This window comes from Pseudaeromonas aegiceratis, assembly GCF_046254905.1.
Classification (GTDB): domain Bacteria; phylum Pseudomonadota; class Gammaproteobacteria; order Enterobacterales; family Aeromonadaceae; genus Pseudaeromonas; species Pseudaeromonas aegiceratis.
In genome coordinates this window covers 458,590-476,935 of sequence record NZ_CP158016.1, presented here as the reverse complement: position 1 = coordinate 476,935, position 18,346 = coordinate 458,590, and the positions used below count along the sequence as shown (strand labels likewise).

The window sequence follows — 18,346 nt, the reverse complement described above, 5'->3', positions numbered from 1 at the left end:
TTAACGGGTCCGCTCTTTTTGTGCCCAGCCGACAAATGTAATATGGTCGGCCTATCCCCTTCGCCACAGGTGATTACCCATGCTGGCCTTCGTTCCCCCCACCGTCATCTCGCCCCTGCTGAGCCTGGTGCTGTTCATCATAGGCCACGGTCTGCTCTCCACCCTGCTGACCCTGCGGCTGAGCGCCGAGGGGGTGAGCGCCGGCTGGATAGGCCTGGTCTCCACCGCCTACTTCGCCGGCCTGGTGCTGGGCTCCTTCGTCAACGCCCGCATCATCAGCCGGGTGGGCCACATCCGTGCCTATGCCGCCTATGCCTCCCTGCTGGCCGCCCTGGCCCTGTGGCACGGCCTGCTGGTGGATCCCCTGGCCTGGAGCCTGTTGCGCCTGCTGGGGGGCTTTGCCACCGGCGGCCTGTTCGTGGTCATCGAATCCTGGATGCTGGTGTCCAGCTCCCCCGCCACCCGGGGCCGGCTGATGGCCCTCTACATGATCTTGCTCTATGGCGGCCTGGCCGCTGGCCAGTGGCTGCTGCGCTATATCGACCCACTGCAGCTGAGCCCCTTCGCCCTGGCGGCCATGAGCGCCTCCTTCTCGGTGATCCCCCTGGCCCTGACCCGGGTGGGCATGCCCCAGACCGAAACCCCGCGCCAGCTGGGCTTCTTCACCCTGCTGCGCCTGACCCCGGCCGGCATGGGCAGCAGCATGGCATCGGGTCTGCTGCTGGGGGCCCTCTACGGCCTGCTGCCCCTGTTCTTCACCCGCCAGGGCCTGGCACTGGAGCAGGTGGCCAACCAGATGGCTCTGGTGATCCTGGGGGGCGTCTGCCTGCAGTATCCCCTGGGCCGCCTGTCGGATCGCTTCGACCGGCGACGCATCCTGGCCCTGCTGGGGATGGGCGTGGCGCTGCTGAGCCTGGCCATATTGCTGCTCAGTCACCTGGCACAGCCGCAAATACAGGCCGGGCTCATCTTCCTGTTTGGTGGCCTGGTGTTCTCCATCTACCCCATCAGTCTCAGTCACGCCTGTGACGAGCTGACCCCGGAACAGATGGTCAGCGCCAACCAGGGCATGCTGCTTTCCTACAGCCTGGGCTCGACCATAGGACCCCTGCTGGCCTCCCAGACCATGGCCCATGTGGGCGAAAGCGGCCTGTTCGGCTACTTCGCCCTGTGTGCCGGCGGCCTAGCCCTCTATCTCGTCTGGCGGCAGAAGGTCCGTTCGGCGGTGCCCATGGACGAGCACCAGAGCTATATGGCGGTGCCGCCCAACACCCCACTGGCGGCGGATCTGGATCCCCGGATACCCACCGACGCCATCCAGGATCCCGAGGAGGATCAGACCGACATAGCCCCGCCAGCCGAGACCGAGGTCAAAGGCTAAGCCCGGGCAAAAAAGTGATTGCAGGGTGGGCGCTCCAGGCATATAAAGTAGCATATGCCAATTAATAAGGAGCCCCTCCCCATGATCACCTTACTTCCCATGGAGCAAGACCAACTGGCCAAACACTTCACCAAGGCGACGGAGCTGATGTTTATCGATGAACAGGGCAAGTCCCTGGGACGGGTGGCCAACCCCGCCCTCAATAGCAACTGTGCCGGCAAGCAGGCCCTGCTGGATCTGATGGCCACCGCCCGGGTGGAGCGGGTGCTGGTGCGCGGCATTGGCCAGCAGATGCTGGGCAAGCTGCTGGAACGCAAGCTGCTGGTACAGGAGGTCAAGCTGCGCCAGCCGCGGCCGGAACAGCTAGGCTCCCCCGAGCAGCCAGGCCTGCTGACCCTCACCGACGCCAGCCAGGGCAAGCCCTCCGTCAACCACCAGGCCAAGGGTGAGTGCTGCCATCACGACCATGACGCCGCCGGTGAGCAGGCGTGCTGCAAACAGGGTCATGGCGCGCAAGGCAGCGGCAAAAAATGTTGTCAGCACTGAGCCAGTGGCTGCTGGGCGGCCTGTGCGGTCTGCTGCTGCTGTTTGCCGGCAGCCTGATCTTCTGGTTGCGCCTGCACGGCCGCCGGGCACCGGCCGATGGCCGGCTGTGTGGTTGCCACAGCCCCTGTCTGGATCATCTGTTCCAGATCCAGGAACCCGACCGCCCCACGTCCGAGAACAAGGAAACCCCATGAGCAAGTCCTATCGCCAGATCAACCAGGCGCAACGGGAGCTGGGTCGCGCCTATCGCGAGGCCAGCCCGGATACCTTCAACGCCTTCCTCGGCCTGCATCAGGCCGCCATGAAGGACGGCGCCCTCAGCGCCAAACACAAGGAGCTGATCGCCACCGGCATCGCCATTGCCGCCCGCTGTGACGGCTGCATCGCCAGCCATGTGGCCGCCGCCCTCAAGGCCGGCGCCAGCCGGGAGGAGATGCTCGACACCATCGATGTGGCCATCCTGATGGGTGGGGGCCCCAGCCTGATCTACGGGGTGCAGGCCCGCGCCGCCGTGGATGAGCTGCTGGGAGCATGAGCGACCTACCCACCTACCAGCAGACCCGGCAGATCCATGCCGATTGCCACCTGTGTGGCGCGCTGGGCCCCCTGCGCTTTACCTTGTTGGCTCCGGGCCAGGTCAGTGCCGAGTTTGTCGGTCGCCGACAGCATCAGGGCTACCCGGGGCTCATCCACGGCGGCATCATCAGCAGCCTGCTGGATGCCGCCATGACCCACTGCCTGTTCAGCCTGGGTCATCAGGCCCTGACCGCCGAGCTGCAGGTGCGCTTCCTGGCCCCGGCGCCCCTGGAAATGCCACTCCTCCTCAGCGGACGGCTGCTGAGCCAGCGTCGTCACCTGTTCCAGCTGGAAGCCGAGCTATGTGAGGCAGAGCGACCCTTGGCCCGGGCCAGCGCCAAGTTCCTGCTGCCCACCCGGTCGCTGAGATCGGGATCCGGTCATGGCCACTGAGCTCACCCTGCAGGTGCTGTGCGACAACCAGGCTGGCCCAGGTCTGCTGGCCGAACACGGCTGGAGCTGCTGGCTGGATGACGGCCAGGCCCCCCTGCTGTTTGATGCCGGCAGCGGCACCGGCCTTCTGAGCAATGCCGCCCGCCTGAGCGTGGACTTGCAGCGCTGCCAGCACCTGCTGCTGAGCCACGGTCATTGGGATCACAGCGGCGGTCTGGCACAACTGCCGGAGGCGCTGCTGTCCCGGGTCCATGGCCATCCCGACTGCCTGCGCCCCCGGGTCAGCCGCCATGCCGGCAAACCGGTGCGCCAGATCGGCATGCCCAGGGATCTGGCGTGCCGACTGGGCCCGCTAGGTCATTGGGGCTCAGAGCCTATTCGTTTCTCCGCCAGCCTGGGCAGCAGTGGCACCATCCCCAGGCTATATCCCATCGAGGACGCCGGTGGCCCCTTCTTCTGGGATGAGGCAGGAGAAGAACCCGATCCCATCCCGGATGAGCAGTCCCTCTGGCTCGCCACCCCGGCGGGCCTAGTGGTGGTGCTGGGCTGCGGCCATGCCGGTCTGGTGAACACGGTGCAGCACCTGCTCACCCTCACCGGCCTGCCCCGGCTGGCAGGGGTGATTGGCGGCCTGCACCTGCTGCACGCCAGCGAGGCACGTCTGGCCTTCACCTGCCAGTGGCTGCGTCACTGGGCGCCGGACTTCCTCTACCTGGGCCACTGCAGTGGCGAACAGGTGATCCCCCGCCTCGCCCAGGCCCTGCCGGATACAGAGGTCCGCACCACCCGAGCCGGGGATCTGTATCGCTTTGCGCTGCACCCTTGCCCTTCGCCAACCGCATCAACAGCTCCGCATCGCCCATAACAAAAAACCCTGCACCAGGCAGGGTTTCGATTAATGGGTTGGCGATGCGCCTGACTAGTGGTCCAGATACAGGTAGTGCATCCAGCCCGTCATGCGCAGCAACACCTTGCGCATCACGGCCACATGGTGGAAGTGGTGGGTGTAGATGGCCACCTGGGCCGCCACCCCGTCCGGCAGATGATAGGCATCCACCTCGGGATCCAGCTCAATCTCCGCCAGTATGCCGTTGCGGCCATCGAAGGTGATGGTCTGCAGGGCGAACTGGGTCTGATAGACCCCTTCCGGCACCACCGGCATCACCTGCCTGACCTTGCCCTTGAACACAGTGCCCGGCACCCCGGTGAACACTACCTCGGCCTCATCCCCCGCCGTCACCCGCAACAGGGAGTTCTGCCGGAAGGAGGCGATCACTCGCCGCCCCTGATCCGGGATGAAGAACATGGCCGGTCGGATGGGCATGCTGTTGACGTAGCTGCCCTTGTTCAGCAGCACCTGGGTCACGTAGCCATCGCTGGGGGCGCGCACCACGGTGCGCTCCAGGTTGTACTCCGCCTCCTTGAGCTGGGCCCGCAGGCTGACGATGCCGGCATTCTCACCATTCACCACAGCATCCAACTGACTCTGGATCTGCTGTTGCTGCGCCTGGGCGGCACTGAGTCGCGCCTCTTGGGCTAGGTAGGTCTGCCGGGCGTTGGTGGCCTCCTGCTCGGTGAAGGGATTCACCGCCTTCTTGGCGGCGCGCTCGTATCGCGCCAGATCCTTGAGCGCCTTGTCGCGGTCGGCCCGCACTTGCGCCACCTGAGCCTCGGTGACACTCAGCTGACTACGTTGCGCCGCGACAGACTGCTCGGCCGTTACCAGATCGGCCTGGAGGCGATCCACCCGCGCCTGGTAGACGGTGGGATCGATACGAAACAGCTCGTCACCGGCCTTGAGATGCTCGTTGCGTCGCACCGGCACCTCATCCACCACCCCGACCACCTGGGAGATGATGGGCACCGCCACCACCGCCTTCTGGGCCACATAGGTGTAGGGATGGTTGTAGTTCATGGTCAGCACCAGGCCGGCCACCACGAACACGCCACCCAACACGGCAGTGGGTACGGTCCACTTATTGACCGGGATCTTGAACACCTTGAAACAGCCATAGGCGAAGGCCGCATAGGTCATAATGATCAGCAAATCCATGACTTAAACCTCCTTGTCCGTCACCGGGGTGGCCGGTTCGGGCGGTGACGCCGTCGTCGCCTCCGGTTGCGATTGCAGTTGCCGCTCCATCCTGGCCAACTGCGCCTCCAGCTTGCTGATCCTGTCATGATCCTGGCTGACCATGCCCCAACCGCGATCCTCGCGGTAGAGGGTGGCCCAGATCCACAGGAAGGGCCACAGCACGTGCAGGGTAAACAGACTGACCCAGCCGGCGATGTGGATGGCATCCTGATGGGGGTGATTGCGCTTGACGGAAATCTCGTAGGGGATGTCGTGAATGGCGATCACCCCATAGAAGAAAACCAACAAGACAAACACCAGCACCACCAGAGCAAAGTAATCCAGAAACATGGCTTACACTCCTTGTCCTCATATTAAGTCCCAGGCGGGCAGATAGCCGGAACCAGAACCGTAATTACAGCGCCATATGATAACCTTCGCCCACCTAAGATACGACGAGTTGCGAGCTGTACAGTAAATAAAGCTGCGCTTGTTTGCCCTGCCCTGGATTACTTTGACAACCGCTTGACCATAAAGGACAATCGGGAAACTTTCGAAGCGTGGGAATCGGATGATGACAGCGGAAAATCAAAACTACACCTCTCTGGAGCAGGCTTTCTCCCTGGGCAATGGTCAGGACTCAGCCCTGAACTGGCTGAGGAAGAACCGCAGTCACGTGGCCATCTTCCTGGTGAGCGGTATCAAGCTCGAAGGCAGCATCAGCGGCTTCGACCAGTATAGCGTGTTGCTGACCGACGCCAACGGCAACCAACAGATGATCTACAAGGCCAAGATCTCCACCATCGCCATGCTGGGACAACGAGGCGGCTTCCAGCGCCCCCGCCGTCCGCGCCCGCCGTCAGATCGTCCGGGTTCCGATCGTTATGGCAGCGACGAGCGCCGTCACTCCTACGGTAGTAGCAGTCAATCAGACGAAGAACACAGCTGAGCAATCAGCTACCGAACACAAAAAAGCCTCCTTCACGGAGGCTTTTTTATTCAGCGCGGCGCCTGCGCCGGCCACTGGGGCGACCCGTCCTGGATCAACACACAATCCATCCCCGCCGCCCGCGCCGCCTGCAGACCAATCTGGGTGTCCTCGAAGACCAGGCAGCGCTCAGCCTCCACCCCCAGCAGTTCGGCAGCCAGCAAAAAGGTATCCGGATTGGGCTTGTGCAGCTCCACATCGTCGGCACTGACCACGGCGCTCATGTAACCGGCCAACCCGGTATGTTTAAGCACCGCCTGGGCATTCACCCGCGGCGACCCGGTACCCACCGCCATCGGGACTTTGCCGTGCCATTGGGCCAGCAGAGATTGCATGGCGGGGAACGCCTTTGCTTCCGGTAAACGGGAGACGTAATAACGATTCTTCTGGCGAGCCACCTGCTCGGCATCCAGATTGAGTCCCTGCTGCTGATTGAGCAGCACGGCAATCTTGCGTGACGGGATACCACCACATTGGTACATCCAGTCGTGATCGAAGGCAAACCCCAACTCATCCGCCACCTGCTGCCAGGCGGCCAGGTGCATGGGCATGGTATCGACTAAGGTGCCATCCAGATCGAAGATGAAACCGGCATAGCGAGAAAGCGGCATGGCGCACCTCTTAGTGTGAGCAAGGGCACATTCTAATTAACTGCACCCGATAGCGCCATCGCCTGGCGCAACCAACCTGGGATTGAATGCCCCGGCTGGTGATGGGATAAGGCACCGGCCGCACGCCATCTGACGATTGTTTGGCCACGCCAGGCTTGTCATAATCAGGCATGAGTAAAACACATGCCTCCAGAGAGCCGTCCATGAGCCCGCGCCATCCCCCGTTCAATGCCCTGTACGCCTTCATGGTGACCGCCCGCCATCTCAACCTGACCAAGGCGGCCGATGAATTATGTGTGACGCAAGGAGCCGTCAGCCGGCAGATCGCCAACCTGGAGGCACACCTGGGATGCCAACTGTTTCACCGTCATGCCCGCGGCCTGCACCTCTCCGCGGCGGGTGAGGCCCTGCTGCCGGACGTCAGCGCCGGATTCACCCAACTGCTCCAGGCCGCATCTCGGCTGGAACAGGCGGCCGGTCAATTGCACCTCAAGGCCCCCACCTGTGCCATGCGCTGGTTACTGCCGCGGTTGCAGGAGCTGGAGCAGCAACACCCGGAGCTGGACATAGTCCTGCACACCACCACAGAACACGGCATCGACTTTCAGCGCGAGCCCTTCGATGTCGCCATTGTCTATCGCACGGCTCAAGTGACGGAAGCGGGGGATCTGAAGCTGTTTGACGAGCAGATAGTCCCAGTGGTGGCACCATCACTGCTCAGCCGCTATCCCAGCACGCCAGGCAACCTGCCCGAAGGCATGCCACTGCTGCATCCCACCCGGGATAGGCGGGACTGGCAGCAATGGCTGCAGAGCCAAGGGCTGCCCCTGCCGCAAACCGGCAAACATCAGCATTTTGAGACCATGGATCTGGCGATCAGCGCCGCCATCGGCGGCTGTGGCATGGCCATGGCGGACCGACATCTGGTTGAGGAGGATCTGCGCATGGGGCGTCTGATGCTCCCCAGCTCCACCCCGGTTGCCACCGGGGCCGCCTATTATCTGCGCCCCCGGCCGACCCTGGACAAGGGCCTGCAATTCAGCCAACTGACCGACGCCTTGCTGGATCACGACTGAGCCAGCCGCGAAACCCGCACCATGGCGGCCACCAAGGTATCCGCTGACACCCTAAACGGCATGTTGGCCATGTCCGGTGTGCCGCAGGCCGCCTCGGCAACCTGGCGCAATTCCCCTTGGTCGAGCACCGCTATCTGCGCCAGGCAGACGGGGACCCCGCACTCCCTGGCCAAGGCAATGGCCGTCAGCAGCTCAGCATCGTCCCGCCCTTCCAACGCCAGCAGACAGAGATTGCCGAAGCCAACCAGCAGGCCGTGACCGAAGTGGCGGGTCTTCTCCAGCACGGTGAAACCGTCATACAGGGCATGGGCAGCCGCGACGTGATCCCCCACCCCCATGATGGAGGTGAATCCCGCGTAGACGAAGATGGCATCGATCACCTGCTCCAGTGCAAAGCCGGTCGCCCCGCGGCGCACCAGCTCACAGGCCTCGGCTCCGTAACGGGCGATGACCTCATGACAAAGCTGCCCCTGCACATAGGCGGCCATGTTCAGGCTGCAGTCGGGTACCCCGCTACGGATGGCACGGAACTCATAGAACTTGGCCAGGGTGTCACCCAGGCCGGCGGACAACCAGCGCAGGGGCGCCCGGGCAATCAGCGCCGGATCCAGAATGACCAGCTCAGGCGCCCGCTGCAGCCCGTACAGACCTTGGTAGTGGCCCTGCTCGTCGTACAGCACGGAGACGGCCGAGACGGCGGCACAGGTCGCCGCCAGGGTGGGGAGCGTCACCACCGGCAGCCGGGTCTGCTCCGCCACCACCTTGGCCGTATCCAGCGCCTTGCCGCCGCCCACCGCCAGTATCACCTGGGCCGCAAGCTCACCGGCGCGCCGGGTCAGCCGCTCAATGTTGGCCTCGGTCACCTCACCGCCGTACCAGGCCTGCTCAATGATGCCGACGCCAGCGGCCCCGGGCGCCAGCACGGGCAGCTGCACCTGTAGGCTGGGCATGGCCGCTGCCAGCGCCTGCTTGCCGCCGATGACAAACACCCGCTGCCCCAACGGCTGGATCTGGGCCCGCAGCCGCGACAGGGCATCCGGCCCCCGCAGGATGCGGGCGGGAAAAGACAACGCATTGGCCACTGACGACATGACATACTCCCCTTAACCACATTGCTGCTGATAGTGACGCAAGCGCTGACAACTGGCCGCCAGCGCCGACGTTTCCGCTGCTGATAGAGGCAAGGGCACTATGGCCTCCACGCCTTGCCGCCCCAGCAGACAGGGCAGGCTGGCAAACACCGATGTCTGCCCATATTGTCCGGTCAGCGGTACCGAGCAGGGCAGAATGCGTTGCTCGTCACCCAGCAACGCCTGGGCCAGCTCGGCGGTCGCCGCACCTATGCCAAATTCGGTGGACCCCTTGCCCTGAACTATGTCCCAGCCGGCCTTCACCACCTGCCGAGTTATGGCCACGCGGTCCAGCCGACCAAAGCGTGCCGGCCACTGTTCCGCCAGATGAGCCAGCGGCAGGCCCATCAGGCTGACGGCGCTCCAGGCGAGCACCTGGCTATCCCCGTGCTCCCCCAGGCAATACGCCTGGATGTGCTGTGGTGCCACCCCCGTCTGCCGGGCCAAGGCGCTGCGAAAGCGGGCCGAATCCAACAGGGTGCCCGTGCCGATCACCCTGGCCCGGGTCTGTTGTGCCAGGAACCAGGCCAGGACATCGCAGGGGTTGGTGATCGCCAGCAACAAACCGCGGTAATCCAGCGCATTGAGCCCGGCGGCCACCTGCCGCATGATCGCGAGGTTATCCGCCAGCTCCTCCAGCCGATCCGCCTTGAAGAGCGGACCGCTGGCGCACACCACCACCAGATCGGCGGTCTGCAGATCCTGATAGTCCCCGGCCCGGATCCGCACCGGTCTGGCGGCAAAGGCGGCGGCATCCGCCAGATCCTGCGCCTGGCGTTCGGCTTTGGGGCGATCTGAGTCCAGCAGGATCAGCTCATCCCCCACCCCTCGTGACAGCAAGCCACTGGCCACATGGGACCCCACATGCCCCGTGCCTATGATGCCAATCCGCACTAAGCCCATCGTCTGCACTCCTGCCCCTGAGACCCCAAATGGACGGAAAAAAACGGCCCAGTTTGCCTGGGCCGCGATGAACACGAGACTTGGCCTAGTTCACGCTGACATCAAAGCCGGTGAAGAACTTTTTCGCCAGACGGGTGACTGTGCCATCCGCCTTGAGCTGGGCAATCGCCGCATCCAGCTGGGCCTTGCGGGCTGCATCGCCCTTGCGCAGACCAAACCCGATGCCGGAACCCAGGATCTTGCTGTCTTCCAGCGGGGCACCGATGAAGGCGAAGCCCTTACCTTCAGGCTTGCTGAGGAAACCGGCCTGGCCGGCGGCCGCCATCACCAGGGTGCCGTCCAGTCGGCCGGACAGCATGTCGCTGTAGACCATGTTCTGATCCTTGTAAGAGGTGACGGTCACCCCCTTGGGCTCCCAATGTGTCTTGGCATAGACCTCCTGAATGGAGCCCTGCAGTACACCGATATTCTTGCCCTGCAGGCCTTCAGCGGTCGGCGCCATATCCGTGCCCTCGCGGGCCACCAACTGGGTGGGGATCCGGTAGATGGGGACGGTAAAATCGATACTCTGCTGGCGCTGTTCCGTGATGTTCATGGCGGAGTTGATGGCATCGAACTTCTTGGCCTGCAGACCCGCAATCAGGGTATCGAAACTGCTTTCCACCCAGCTGCACTCCAGCTTGGCCGCCCCACAGACGGCCTTGCCCAGCTCGATATCAAAACCGACCAGCTCGCCAGCTGGCGTGCGGCTTTCAAACGGCGGGTATTCGGACTCCAGACCAAAACGCAAGGCGTCGGCCATCGCCAGACCAGACACGGACAGCAAACCCAGGGACAGCATCAGGGCACCCATTTTCTTCATGTTGAGCTCCTTCTCAGAGGCATGGATAAACAATCAAAACAAGACACGGTTGTTGAGGGCCGGCAGCTGGCTGCGCACCTTGCCCAGGTAATCAAGATCGAGATCAGCACACACCACCCCTTCGCCGTCGGCCAGGCAATCCAGCACACGCCCCCAGGGATCGACAATCATGCTATGCCCATAGGTACGCTGCCCTCCCGGATGCCAGCCGGTCTGGGCCGCCGCCAGCACATAGCATTGATTCTCCACCGCGCGACAACGCAGCAACAGGGCCCAATGCGCCTCCCCTGTGGTGTAGGTGAAGGCGGCGGGCGCCGTCAGCAGGCTAAAGCCGCCGGCCTGGCGATAGAGTTCCGGGAAGCGCAGGTCATAACAGACAGAGGGGCGCACGCGGCCAAATGATGTCTCGAACGTCACCACCTCCTGACCAGCCGCCAGGATGCGGGACTCGGCATAGCACTCATCGCCATTGTCGAAACCAAACAAATGGATCTTGTCATATCGCCCGGCGCAGCGACCCTCGGGGTCAAACAGCAGGTTGCTGTTGAAGACCTTCCCCGGTTCGGGGCTGATCAACGGCAGGGTTCCGGCGCTGAGCCAGATGCCGTGCTGTCGGGCCAACGCCGCCATGGCCGCCTGGATGGGGCCCTGCGCTGGCGATTCACCCAAGGCCACGCGCTCGGCATCCGTCTTGCCCATGAGGCAGAAATACTCCGGCAGCAGCACGAAGCTGGCCCCGCGCGCGACGGCCTCGGCGACCCAATGGGCGGCGCTGTGCAGATTCTGTTGTAAATCGTCACCGCTATTCATCTGTACGGCAGCGATACGCACCAGGGCGGCACGGGTCATAGGGCCACCCGGCACAGGGCCTGACACCCCGCCACTATGGTGGCGTCATCCTTGGCAAACGAGAGGCGGATCAGCCGGTTATCTGTTCCATCGGCGTAGAACGCCGACATGGGAATGGTGGCCACCCCGTGCTGGGTGATCAGCCGCTGCACGAGCTGGCTATCCGGTTCGTCGCTCAGGTGACCATAACTGGCCACCATGAAGAAAGAGCCAGCGGTGGGCAGCAAGCGAAAAGGGCTGTCGGCCAACTGCGCCACCATCAGATCCCGCTTGGCCTGATAAAAGGACGCCAGATGAAGATAGGTGTTCGGATCCTGCATGTAGTCGGCAAAGGCATGCTGCATGGGCGTATCGGCCGAGAACATCATGAACTGATGCACCTTGAGGATCTCGTCCATCAGGGCCGCCGGTGCCACGCAGTAACCCACCCGCCAACCGGTCACGTGAAAGGTTTTGCCAAAGGAGCTGACGATCACACTGCGACAGGCCAGCTCAGGATGGGTCGCCATCCCATGATGGCGCTGACCATCAAACACCATGTGCTCGTACACCTCATCAGAGAGCACGACGATATCGGTATTGCGCAGCAGACGGGCCAAGGATGCCAGATCGTCCCGGCTCAGCACCTGGCCGCTGGGATTGTGCGGGGTATTCAGGATCAGCATGCGGGTACGCGGGCTGATGGCTGCCTGCACCTGATCCCAGTCGATGCGAAAATCGGGAACCGACAGGTTGAGCGCCACCGGGGTGGCACCTTGCAGGCGGACGATAGGGGCATAGCTGTCGAAGGAGGGAGAAAAATAGATCACCTCATCCCCGGGATGCACCAGGGCAGAGATCGCCGAATAGAGCGCCTCGCTGGCACTGGCCGTCACCGCTATCTCCCGTTGCACATCATAGTGACGGCCATAAAGAGCAGCGATCTTCTCGGCGATCCGCTCCTTGAGGCTCGGCAATCCCGTCATGGCGGCATACTGGTTATGACCCTGCGCCATGGCCTGCGTCACCTTGCTCACCAAGGCGGGATCACAGGGAAAGCTAGGGGCCCCTTGCGACAGATTGATGGCCTCATACTGGCTGGAGAGTTGCCCGATAACGGTGAAGATAGTCGTACCGACATCGGGCAGTTTTGAACGATGTTGAACCGGAGTGGCAAGGGTCATGATCTACTCAATTCAGACAAACCAAGGCTAAAAGATGGGATGTATTGAACGTGAGTTTTCTGCCCATCAGTATCGAATTGTCATCATACAAGTCATGATATTTTCGCATGACAAATAGGCCATAAGTCACGGTTGGGTCACGGTCACGAAGAGGCGGAGGGGGCTGGAGGCCAGAGTTGCAAGGCGTAAAAACAAAAAGCCCTTAAGCTGTAATAGCTTAAGGGCTCTGTTCAGTGGCGGAGTGGACGGGACTCGAACCCGCGACCCCCGGCGTGACAGGCCGGTATTCTAACCGACTGAACTACCACTCCGCATGTCTTGCTGCGCTTCATTGGAGAACGGGTCTTGCTCTCCGCGCGTATTGGGTGCCTGGCGGTGTCCTACTCTCACATGGCGAATGCCACACTACCATCGGCGCTACAGCGTTTCACTTCTGTGTTCGGCATGGGAACAGGTGGGTCCACTGCGCTATTGCCGCCAAGCAAATTCATAATCCGAAAAGCTGAATTCTGTTCTACTAGCACTGCTACAAGGTCTAAGACCTCTTGGGTGTTGTATGGTTAAGCCTCACGGGTAATTAGTATGGGTTAGCTCCACGCATCACTGCGCTTCCACACCCCACCTATCAACGTCGTAGTCTTCGACGGCCCTTTAGGAGGTTCAAGACCTCAGGGATGACTCATCTCAGGGCTCGCTTCCCGCTTAGATGCTTTCAGCGGTTATCGATTCCGAACTTAGCTACCGGGCAGTGCCATTGGCATGACAACCCGAACACCAGAGGTTCGTTCACTCCGGTCCTCTCGTACTAGGAGCAACTCCCTTCAATCATCCAACGCCCACGGCAGATAGGGACCGAACTGTCTCACGACGTTCTGAACCCAGCTCGCGTACCACTTTAAATGGCGAACAGCCATACCCTTGGGACCAACTTCAGCCCCAGGATGTGATGAGCCGACATCGAGGTGCCAAACACCGCCGTCGATATGAACTCTTGGGCGGTATCAGCCTGTTATCCCCGGAGTACCTTTTATCCGTTGAGCGATGGCCCTTCCATTCAGAACCACCGGATCACTATGACCTGCTTTCGCACCTGCTCGACCTGTCCGTCTCGCAGTTAAGCTGGCTTATGCCATTGCACTAACCTCCTGATGTCCGACCAGGATTAGCCAACCTTCGTGCTCCTCCGTTACTCTTTGGGAGGAGACCGCCCCAGTCAAACTACCCACCAGACACTGTCCTCACCCCGGATAACGGGGCCAAGTTAGAACATCAAACATACCAGGGTGGTATTTCAAGGTCGGCTCCACGACAACTAGCGTCATCGCTTCTAAGCCTCCCACCTATCCTACACAAGTAGGTTCAATGTTCAGTGTCAAGCTGTAGTAAAGGTTCACGGGGTCTTTCCGTCTAGCCGCGGGTACACTGCATCTTCACAGCGATTTCGATTTCACTGAGTCTCGGGTGGAGACAGCGTGGCCATGGTTACACCATTCGTGCAGGTCGGAACTTACCCGACAAGGAATTTCGCTACCTTAGGACCGTTATAGTTACGGCCGCCGTTTACCGGGGCTTCGATCAAGAGCTTCGCTTGCGCTAACCCCATCAATTAACCTTCCGGCACCGGGCAGGTGTCACACCCTATACGTCCACTTTCGTGTTTGCAGAGTGCTGTGTTTTTGTTAAACAGTCCCAGCCACCTGGTCACTGCGGCTGCCATCAGCTCTGTGAGCAAGTCACTTCACCAACAACAGCGTACCTTCTCCCGAAGTTACGGTACTATTTTGCCTAGTTCCTTCACCCGAGTTCTCTCAAGCGCCTTGGTATTCTCTACCCGACCACCTGTGTCGGTTTGGGGTACGGTTGTCTGTAACCTGAAGCTTAGAGGCTTTTCCTGGAAGCGTGGCATCAGCAACTTCCCATCCGTAGATGGTTCGTCTCGGGTCTCGACATTGTGTCTCCGGATTTGCCTGGATACACTGCCTACCGCCTTTCACCAGGACAACCAACGCCTGGCTTGCTTAGCCTTCTCCGTCCCCCCATCGCAGTTACAGCCAGTACGGGAATATTAACCCGCTTCCCATCGACTACGCTTTTCAGCCTCGCCTTAGGGGCCGACTCACCCTGCCCCGATTAACGTTGGACAGGAACCCTTGGTCTTCCGGCGAGGAGGCTTTTCACCCCCTTTATCGTTACTTACGTCAGCATTCGCACTTCTGATATCTCCAGCATGCCTTACGACACACCTTCGCAGACTTACAGAACGCTCCCCTACCACTCAATCTATTGATTGAATCCGCGGCTTCGGTGCCTGGTTTGAGCCCCGTTACATCTTCCGCGCAGGCCGACTCGACTAGTGAGCTATTACGCTTTCTTTAAATGATGGCTGCTTCTAAGCCAACATCCTAGCTGTCTGAGCCTTCCCACATCGTTTCCCACTTAACCAGAACTTTGGGACCTTAGCCGGCGGTCTGGGTTGTTTCCCTCTTCACGACGGACGTTAGCACCCGCCGTGTGTCTCCCGGATAGTACTTACTGGTATTCGGAGTTTGCATGGAGTTGGTAAGTCGGGATGACCCCCTAGTCCAAACAGTGCTCTACCCCCAGTAGTATTCGTCCGAGGCGCTACCTAAATAGCTTTCGGGGAGAACCAGCTATCACCGAGTTTGATTGGCCTTTCACCCCTAGCCACAAGTCATCCCCTAACTTTGCAACGTTAGTGGGTTCGGTCCTCCAGTACCTGTTACGGCACCTTCAACCTGCCCATGGCTAGATCACCCGGTTTCGGGTCTACTCCCAGCGACTAGTCGCCCAGTTAAGACTCGGTTTCCCTACGGCTCCCCTATTCGGTTAACCTCGCCACTGAAAGTAACTCGCTGACCCATTATACAAAAGGTACGCAGTCACCCCACAAGGAGGCTCCCACTGCTTGTACGTACACGGTTTCAGGTTCTATTTCACTCCCCTCACAGGGGTTCTTTTCGCCTTTCCCTCACGGTACTGGTTCACTATCGGTCAGTCAGTAGTATTTAGCCTTGGAGGATGGTCCCCCCATGTTCAGACAGGATATCACGTGTCCCGCCCTACTCGTTTTCACGCTGATGTCGCTTTCGTGTACGGGACTATCACCCTGTATCGTCGGCCTTTCCAGGACCGTTCCACTAACTCCATCAACGCTTAAGGGCTGCTCCCCGTTCGCTCGCCGCTACTGAGGGAATCTCGGTTGATTTCTTTTCCTCGGGGTACTGAGATGTTTCACTTCTCCCGGTTCGCCTCGTTAGACTATGTATTCATCTAACGATACTGAGTAAACTCAGTGGGTTTCCCCATTCGGACATGGTTGGCTATAACGCTTCTTACCAGCTCACCAACCCTTTTCGCAGGTTAGCACGTCCTTCATCGCCTCTGACTGCCTAGGCATCCACCGTGTACGCTTAGTCGCTTAACCATACAACCCCAAGAAGTCTTTCGACTCTCGACGTCGCACACAAGGACTGTGTTACAACTTTGTTTTCGCCAAGAAGTTCCAAGACACTTGTAACAGTATTTAGAACTTTTGAATCAGCTTTCCAGATTGTTAAAGAGCAGTTTTCACGAAGAAAACAGAGGTAAGAATTAGCTTCTTAGCTCTGCATTCTCAACGCATGAATGGCGTCCCCTAGGGGATTCGAACCCCTGTTACCGCCGTGAAAGGGCGGTGTCCTAGGCCTCTAGACGAAGGGGACAAAATTCGTGCTGTGCAGCGCTACGCGCTGCAACGAATTTTGTTCTTGGCGAAGCTGAGCCGGCGAAGCTGAGCGCCAATGTGGCGGTCCTGCTTACTCCGTCCAGAGCCAAAACAAACATCGCTTTGCTCTCTCTACATTTCAATTCAGGCAATCTGTGTGGTCACTCAGCAGACATTGCGTCATCAAGATAAGGAGGTGATCCAACCGCAGGTTCCCCTACGGTTACCTTGTTACGACTTCACCCCAGTCATGAACCACACCGTGGTAACCGCCCTCCCGAAGGTTAAGCTAGCTACTTCTGGTGCAATCCACTCCCATGGTGTGACGGGCGGTGTGTACAAGGCCCGGGAACGTATTCACCGCAACATTCTGATTTGCGATTACTAGCGATTCCGACTTCATGGAGTCGAGTTGCAGACTCCAATCCGGACTACGACGTACTTTTTGGGATTCGCTTACTCTCGCGAGCTTGCCGCCCTCTGTATACGCCATTGTAGCACGTGTGTAGCCCTAGCCGTAAGGGCCATGATGACTTGACGTCATCCCCACCTTCCTCCGGTTTATCACCGGCAGTCTCCTTTGAGTTCCCACCATTACGTGCTGGCAACAAAGGACAAGGGTTGCGCTCGTTGCGGGACTTAACCCAACATCTCACGACACGAGCTGACGACAGCCATGCAGCACCTGTGTTCTGGTTCCCGAAGGCACCCTCGTATCTCTACAAGGCTCCAGACATGTCAAGGCTAGGTAAGGTTCTTCGCGTTGCATCGAATTAAACCACATGCTCCACCGCTTGTGCGGGCCCCCGTCAATTCATTTGAGTTTTAACCTTGCGGCCGTACTCCCCAGGCGGTCAACTTATCGCGTTAGCTTCGGAGCCCACGCTCATACGGCACAGACTCCAAGTTGACATCGTTTACGGCGTGGACTACCAGGGTATCTAATCCTGTTTGCTCCCCACGCTTTCGCACCTGAGCGTCAGTCTTTGTCCAGGGGGCCGCCTTCGCCACCGGTATTCCTCCAGATCTCTACGCATTTCACCGCTACACCTGGAATTCTACCCCCCTCTACAAGACTCTAGCCGGACAGTTTCAAATGCAGTTCCCAGGTTGAGCCCGGGGCTTTCACATCTGACTTATCCAACCGCCTGCGTGCGCTTTACGCCCAGTAATTCCGATTAACGCTTGCACCCTCCGTATTACCGCGGCTGCTGGCACGGAGTTAGCCGGTGCTTCTTCTGCAAGTAACGTCACAGGTGGCAGATATTAGCTCCCACCCTTTCCTCCTTGCTGAAAGTGCTTTACAACCCGAAGGCCTTCTTCACACACGCGGCATGGCTGCATCAGGGTTTCCCCCATTGTGCAATATTCCCCACTGCTGCCTCCCGTAGGAGTCTGGACCGTGTCTCAGTTCCAGTGTGGCTGGTCATCCTCTCAGACCAGCTAGAGATCGTCGCCTTGGTGAGCCGTTACCTCACCAACTAGCTAATCCCACCTGGGTGCATCCAATCGCGGTAGGTCCGAAGATCCCCACCTTTCCCCCTCAGGGCGTATGCGGTATTAGCAGTCGTTTCCAACTGGTATCCCCCTCGATTGGGCAGCTCCCCAGGCATTACTCACCCGTCCGCCACTCGCCGGCGGGGAAGCAAGCTTCCCCCCGCTGCCGTTCGACTTGCATGTGTTAGGCCTGCCGCCAGCGTTCAATCTGAGCCATGATCAAACTCTTCAATTAAAGTTTTTGGCTCAATGAATTCTGAATTAACTGTTGCTGGATCTTTCGATCCGCTTTGGTCACTTCATCAGACATTGAAAATCAATTTTGTCGATTGACTTCAATCTCTGCGAGTGCCCACACAGATTGCTTGAATTGAATTGTTAAAGAGCGGTTCGACCCGTTTCACCGGCGTCGTGGGATGCGCATCTTACTCGCTTCCCGCTTTGAGTCAAGCGCTATTTGCTAGCTGCTTTCCTCTGCTGCCGGGCTGTGCCCTGACAACGAGGGCGCATTATAGAGACCTCGGCCAACCTGGCAAGGGATTTTTGGCGAAAATTCAGGTATTTTTCCTTGTC

16 protein-coding genes, 2 tRNA genes and 3 rRNA genes are annotated in these 18,346 nt (G+C 60.1%); 8 read left to right on the top strand and 13 right to left on the bottom strand.

Annotated features, from left to right (window positions below):
- The first annotated feature begins 79 nt into the window (after window positions 1–79).
- From ABHF91_RS02390 to ABHF91_RS02365, 6 genes are all read left to right on the top strand, one after another.
- Window positions 80–1,381: an MFS transporter gene (locus ABHF91_RS02390; protein WP_409421889.1), complete on the top strand. Its 1,302-nt coding sequence runs from the start codon at window positions 80–82 to the stop codon at window positions 1,379–1,381.
- 81 nt (window positions 1,382–1,462) lie between these two features.
- Entirely contained in the window at window positions 1,463–1,927 is a 465-nt protein-coding gene (locus ABHF91_RS02385; protein WP_409421888.1) for a dinitrogenase iron-molybdenum cofactor, read from the top strand.
- Window positions 1,912–2,121 (top strand): hypothetical protein, encoded by a 210-nt coding sequence (locus ABHF91_RS02380; protein WP_409421887.1) that lies wholly within the window; start codon window positions 1,912–1,914, stop codon window positions 2,119–2,121. The genes ABHF91_RS02385 and ABHF91_RS02380 overlap by 16 nt, the downstream gene beginning before the upstream one ends.
- A complete protein-coding gene (locus ABHF91_RS02375) occupies window positions 2,118–2,462 on the top strand; it encodes a carboxymuconolactone decarboxylase family protein (protein WP_409421886.1) in 345 nt (114 codons plus the stop codon). Before ABHF91_RS02380 ends, ABHF91_RS02375 begins: the two co-directional genes overlap by 4 nt.
- Window positions 2,459–2,896: a PaaI family thioesterase gene (locus ABHF91_RS02370; RefSeq protein WP_409421885.1), complete on the top strand. Its 438-nt coding sequence runs from the start codon at window positions 2,459–2,461 to the stop codon at window positions 2,894–2,896. Before ABHF91_RS02375 ends, ABHF91_RS02370 begins: the two co-directional genes overlap by 4 nt.
- Window positions 2,886–3,761 carry an MBL fold metallo-hydrolase gene (locus tag ABHF91_RS02365; RefSeq protein ID WP_409421884.1) on the top strand — a complete coding sequence of 292 codons (876 nt, stop codon included), beginning with the start codon at window positions 2,886–2,888 and terminating at the stop codon, window positions 3,759–3,761. The genes ABHF91_RS02370 and ABHF91_RS02365 overlap by 11 nt, the downstream gene beginning before the upstream one ends.
- A gap of 54 nt (window positions 3,762–3,815) precedes the next feature.
- On the opposite strand, the gene ABHF91_RS02360 is transcribed toward ABHF91_RS02365, so the two are convergent.
- Both ABHF91_RS02360 and ABHF91_RS02355 read right to left on the bottom strand, forming a co-directional pair.
- A complete protein-coding gene (locus ABHF91_RS02360; protein WP_409421883.1) occupies window positions 3,816–4,949 on the bottom strand; it encodes an HlyD family secretion protein in 1,134 nt (377 codons plus the stop codon).
- Between the two features lie 3 nt (window positions 4,950–4,952).
- Window positions 4,953–5,321 (bottom strand): DUF3302 domain-containing protein, encoded by a 369-nt coding sequence (locus ABHF91_RS02355; RefSeq protein ID WP_409421882.1) that lies wholly within the window; start codon window positions 5,319–5,321, stop codon window positions 4,953–4,955.
- 223 nt (window positions 5,322–5,544) lie between these two features.
- Here ABHF91_RS02355 and hfq point away from each other — a divergent pair, with 223 nt between their 5' ends.
- The gene (hfq, locus tag ABHF91_RS02350; protein WP_409421881.1) at window positions 5,545–5,919 is read left to right on the top strand and encodes an RNA chaperone Hfq; all 375 of its coding nucleotides are present in this window, start codon (window positions 5,545–5,547) and stop codon (window positions 5,917–5,919) included.
- A 50-nt stretch (window positions 5,920–5,969) separates the two neighbouring features.
- On the opposite strand, the gene ABHF91_RS02345 is transcribed toward hfq, so the two are convergent.
- Complete coding sequence (locus ABHF91_RS02345) at window positions 5,970–6,569, bottom strand: HAD family hydrolase (RefSeq protein ID WP_409421880.1); 600 nt, start codon at window positions 6,567–6,569, stop codon at window positions 5,970–5,972.
- Between the two features lie 203 nt (window positions 6,570–6,772).
- Between ABHF91_RS02345 and ABHF91_RS02340 the strand changes: the two genes are divergently transcribed.
- Window positions 6,773–7,645: a LysR substrate-binding domain-containing protein gene (locus ABHF91_RS02340; protein WP_409421879.1), complete on the top strand. Its 873-nt coding sequence runs from the start codon at window positions 6,773–6,775 to the stop codon at window positions 7,643–7,645.
- On the opposite strand, the gene ABHF91_RS02335 is transcribed toward ABHF91_RS02340, so the two are convergent.
- The 10 genes from ABHF91_RS02335 to ABHF91_RS02290 form a co-directional block, all read right to left on the bottom strand.
- Window positions 7,636–8,736 (bottom strand): iron-containing alcohol dehydrogenase family protein, encoded by a 1,101-nt coding sequence (locus ABHF91_RS02335; protein WP_409421878.1) that lies wholly within the window; start codon window positions 8,734–8,736, stop codon window positions 7,636–7,638. The two genes, ABHF91_RS02340 and ABHF91_RS02335, sit on opposite strands and share 10 nt — an antisense overlap.
- 12 nt (window positions 8,737–8,748) lie before the next feature.
- Window positions 8,749–9,678: a lactate/malate family dehydrogenase gene (locus ABHF91_RS02330; RefSeq protein WP_409421877.1), complete on the bottom strand. Its 930-nt coding sequence runs from the start codon at window positions 9,676–9,678 to the stop codon at window positions 8,749–8,751.
- Window positions 9,679–9,763: 85 nt separating this feature from the next.
- Window positions 9,764–10,540 carry a transporter substrate-binding domain-containing protein gene (locus ABHF91_RS02325; RefSeq protein ID WP_409421876.1) on the bottom strand — a complete coding sequence of 259 codons (777 nt, stop codon included), beginning with the start codon at window positions 10,538–10,540 and terminating at the stop codon, window positions 9,764–9,766.
- Window positions 10,541–10,573: 33 nt separating this feature from the next.
- Window positions 10,574–11,389, bottom strand: a complete 816-nt coding sequence (locus tag ABHF91_RS02320; protein ID WP_409421875.1) for a carbon-nitrogen hydrolase family protein — start codon at window positions 11,387–11,389, stop codon at window positions 10,574–10,576.
- Window positions 11,386–12,552, bottom strand: a complete 1,167-nt coding sequence (locus ABHF91_RS02315; RefSeq protein WP_409421874.1) for a methionine aminotransferase — start codon at window positions 12,550–12,552, stop codon at window positions 11,386–11,388. Before ABHF91_RS02315 ends, ABHF91_RS02320 begins: the two co-directional genes overlap by 4 nt.
- Before the next feature lie 234 nt (window positions 12,553–12,786).
- Window positions 12,787–12,863, bottom strand: a tRNA-Asp gene (locus ABHF91_RS02310).
- A 56-nt stretch (window positions 12,864–12,919) separates the two neighbouring features.
- Window positions 12,920–13,034: ribosomal RNA gene (rrf, locus tag ABHF91_RS02305) — 5S ribosomal RNA — on the bottom strand.
- A 74-nt stretch (window positions 13,035–13,108) separates the two neighbouring features.
- Window positions 13,109–15,997 (bottom strand): 23S ribosomal RNA (locus ABHF91_RS02300).
- Between the two features lie 201 nt (window positions 15,998–16,198).
- Window positions 16,199–16,274 (bottom strand) — tRNA-Glu (locus ABHF91_RS02295).
- A 191-nt stretch (window positions 16,275–16,465) separates the two neighbouring features.
- A 16S ribosomal RNA gene (locus tag ABHF91_RS02290) occupies window positions 16,466–18,008 on the bottom strand.
- The 16S, 23S and 5S rRNA genes sit together here with 2 tRNA genes alongside, the layout of an rRNA operon.
- Between the last annotated feature and the right edge of the window lie 338 nt (window positions 18,009–18,346).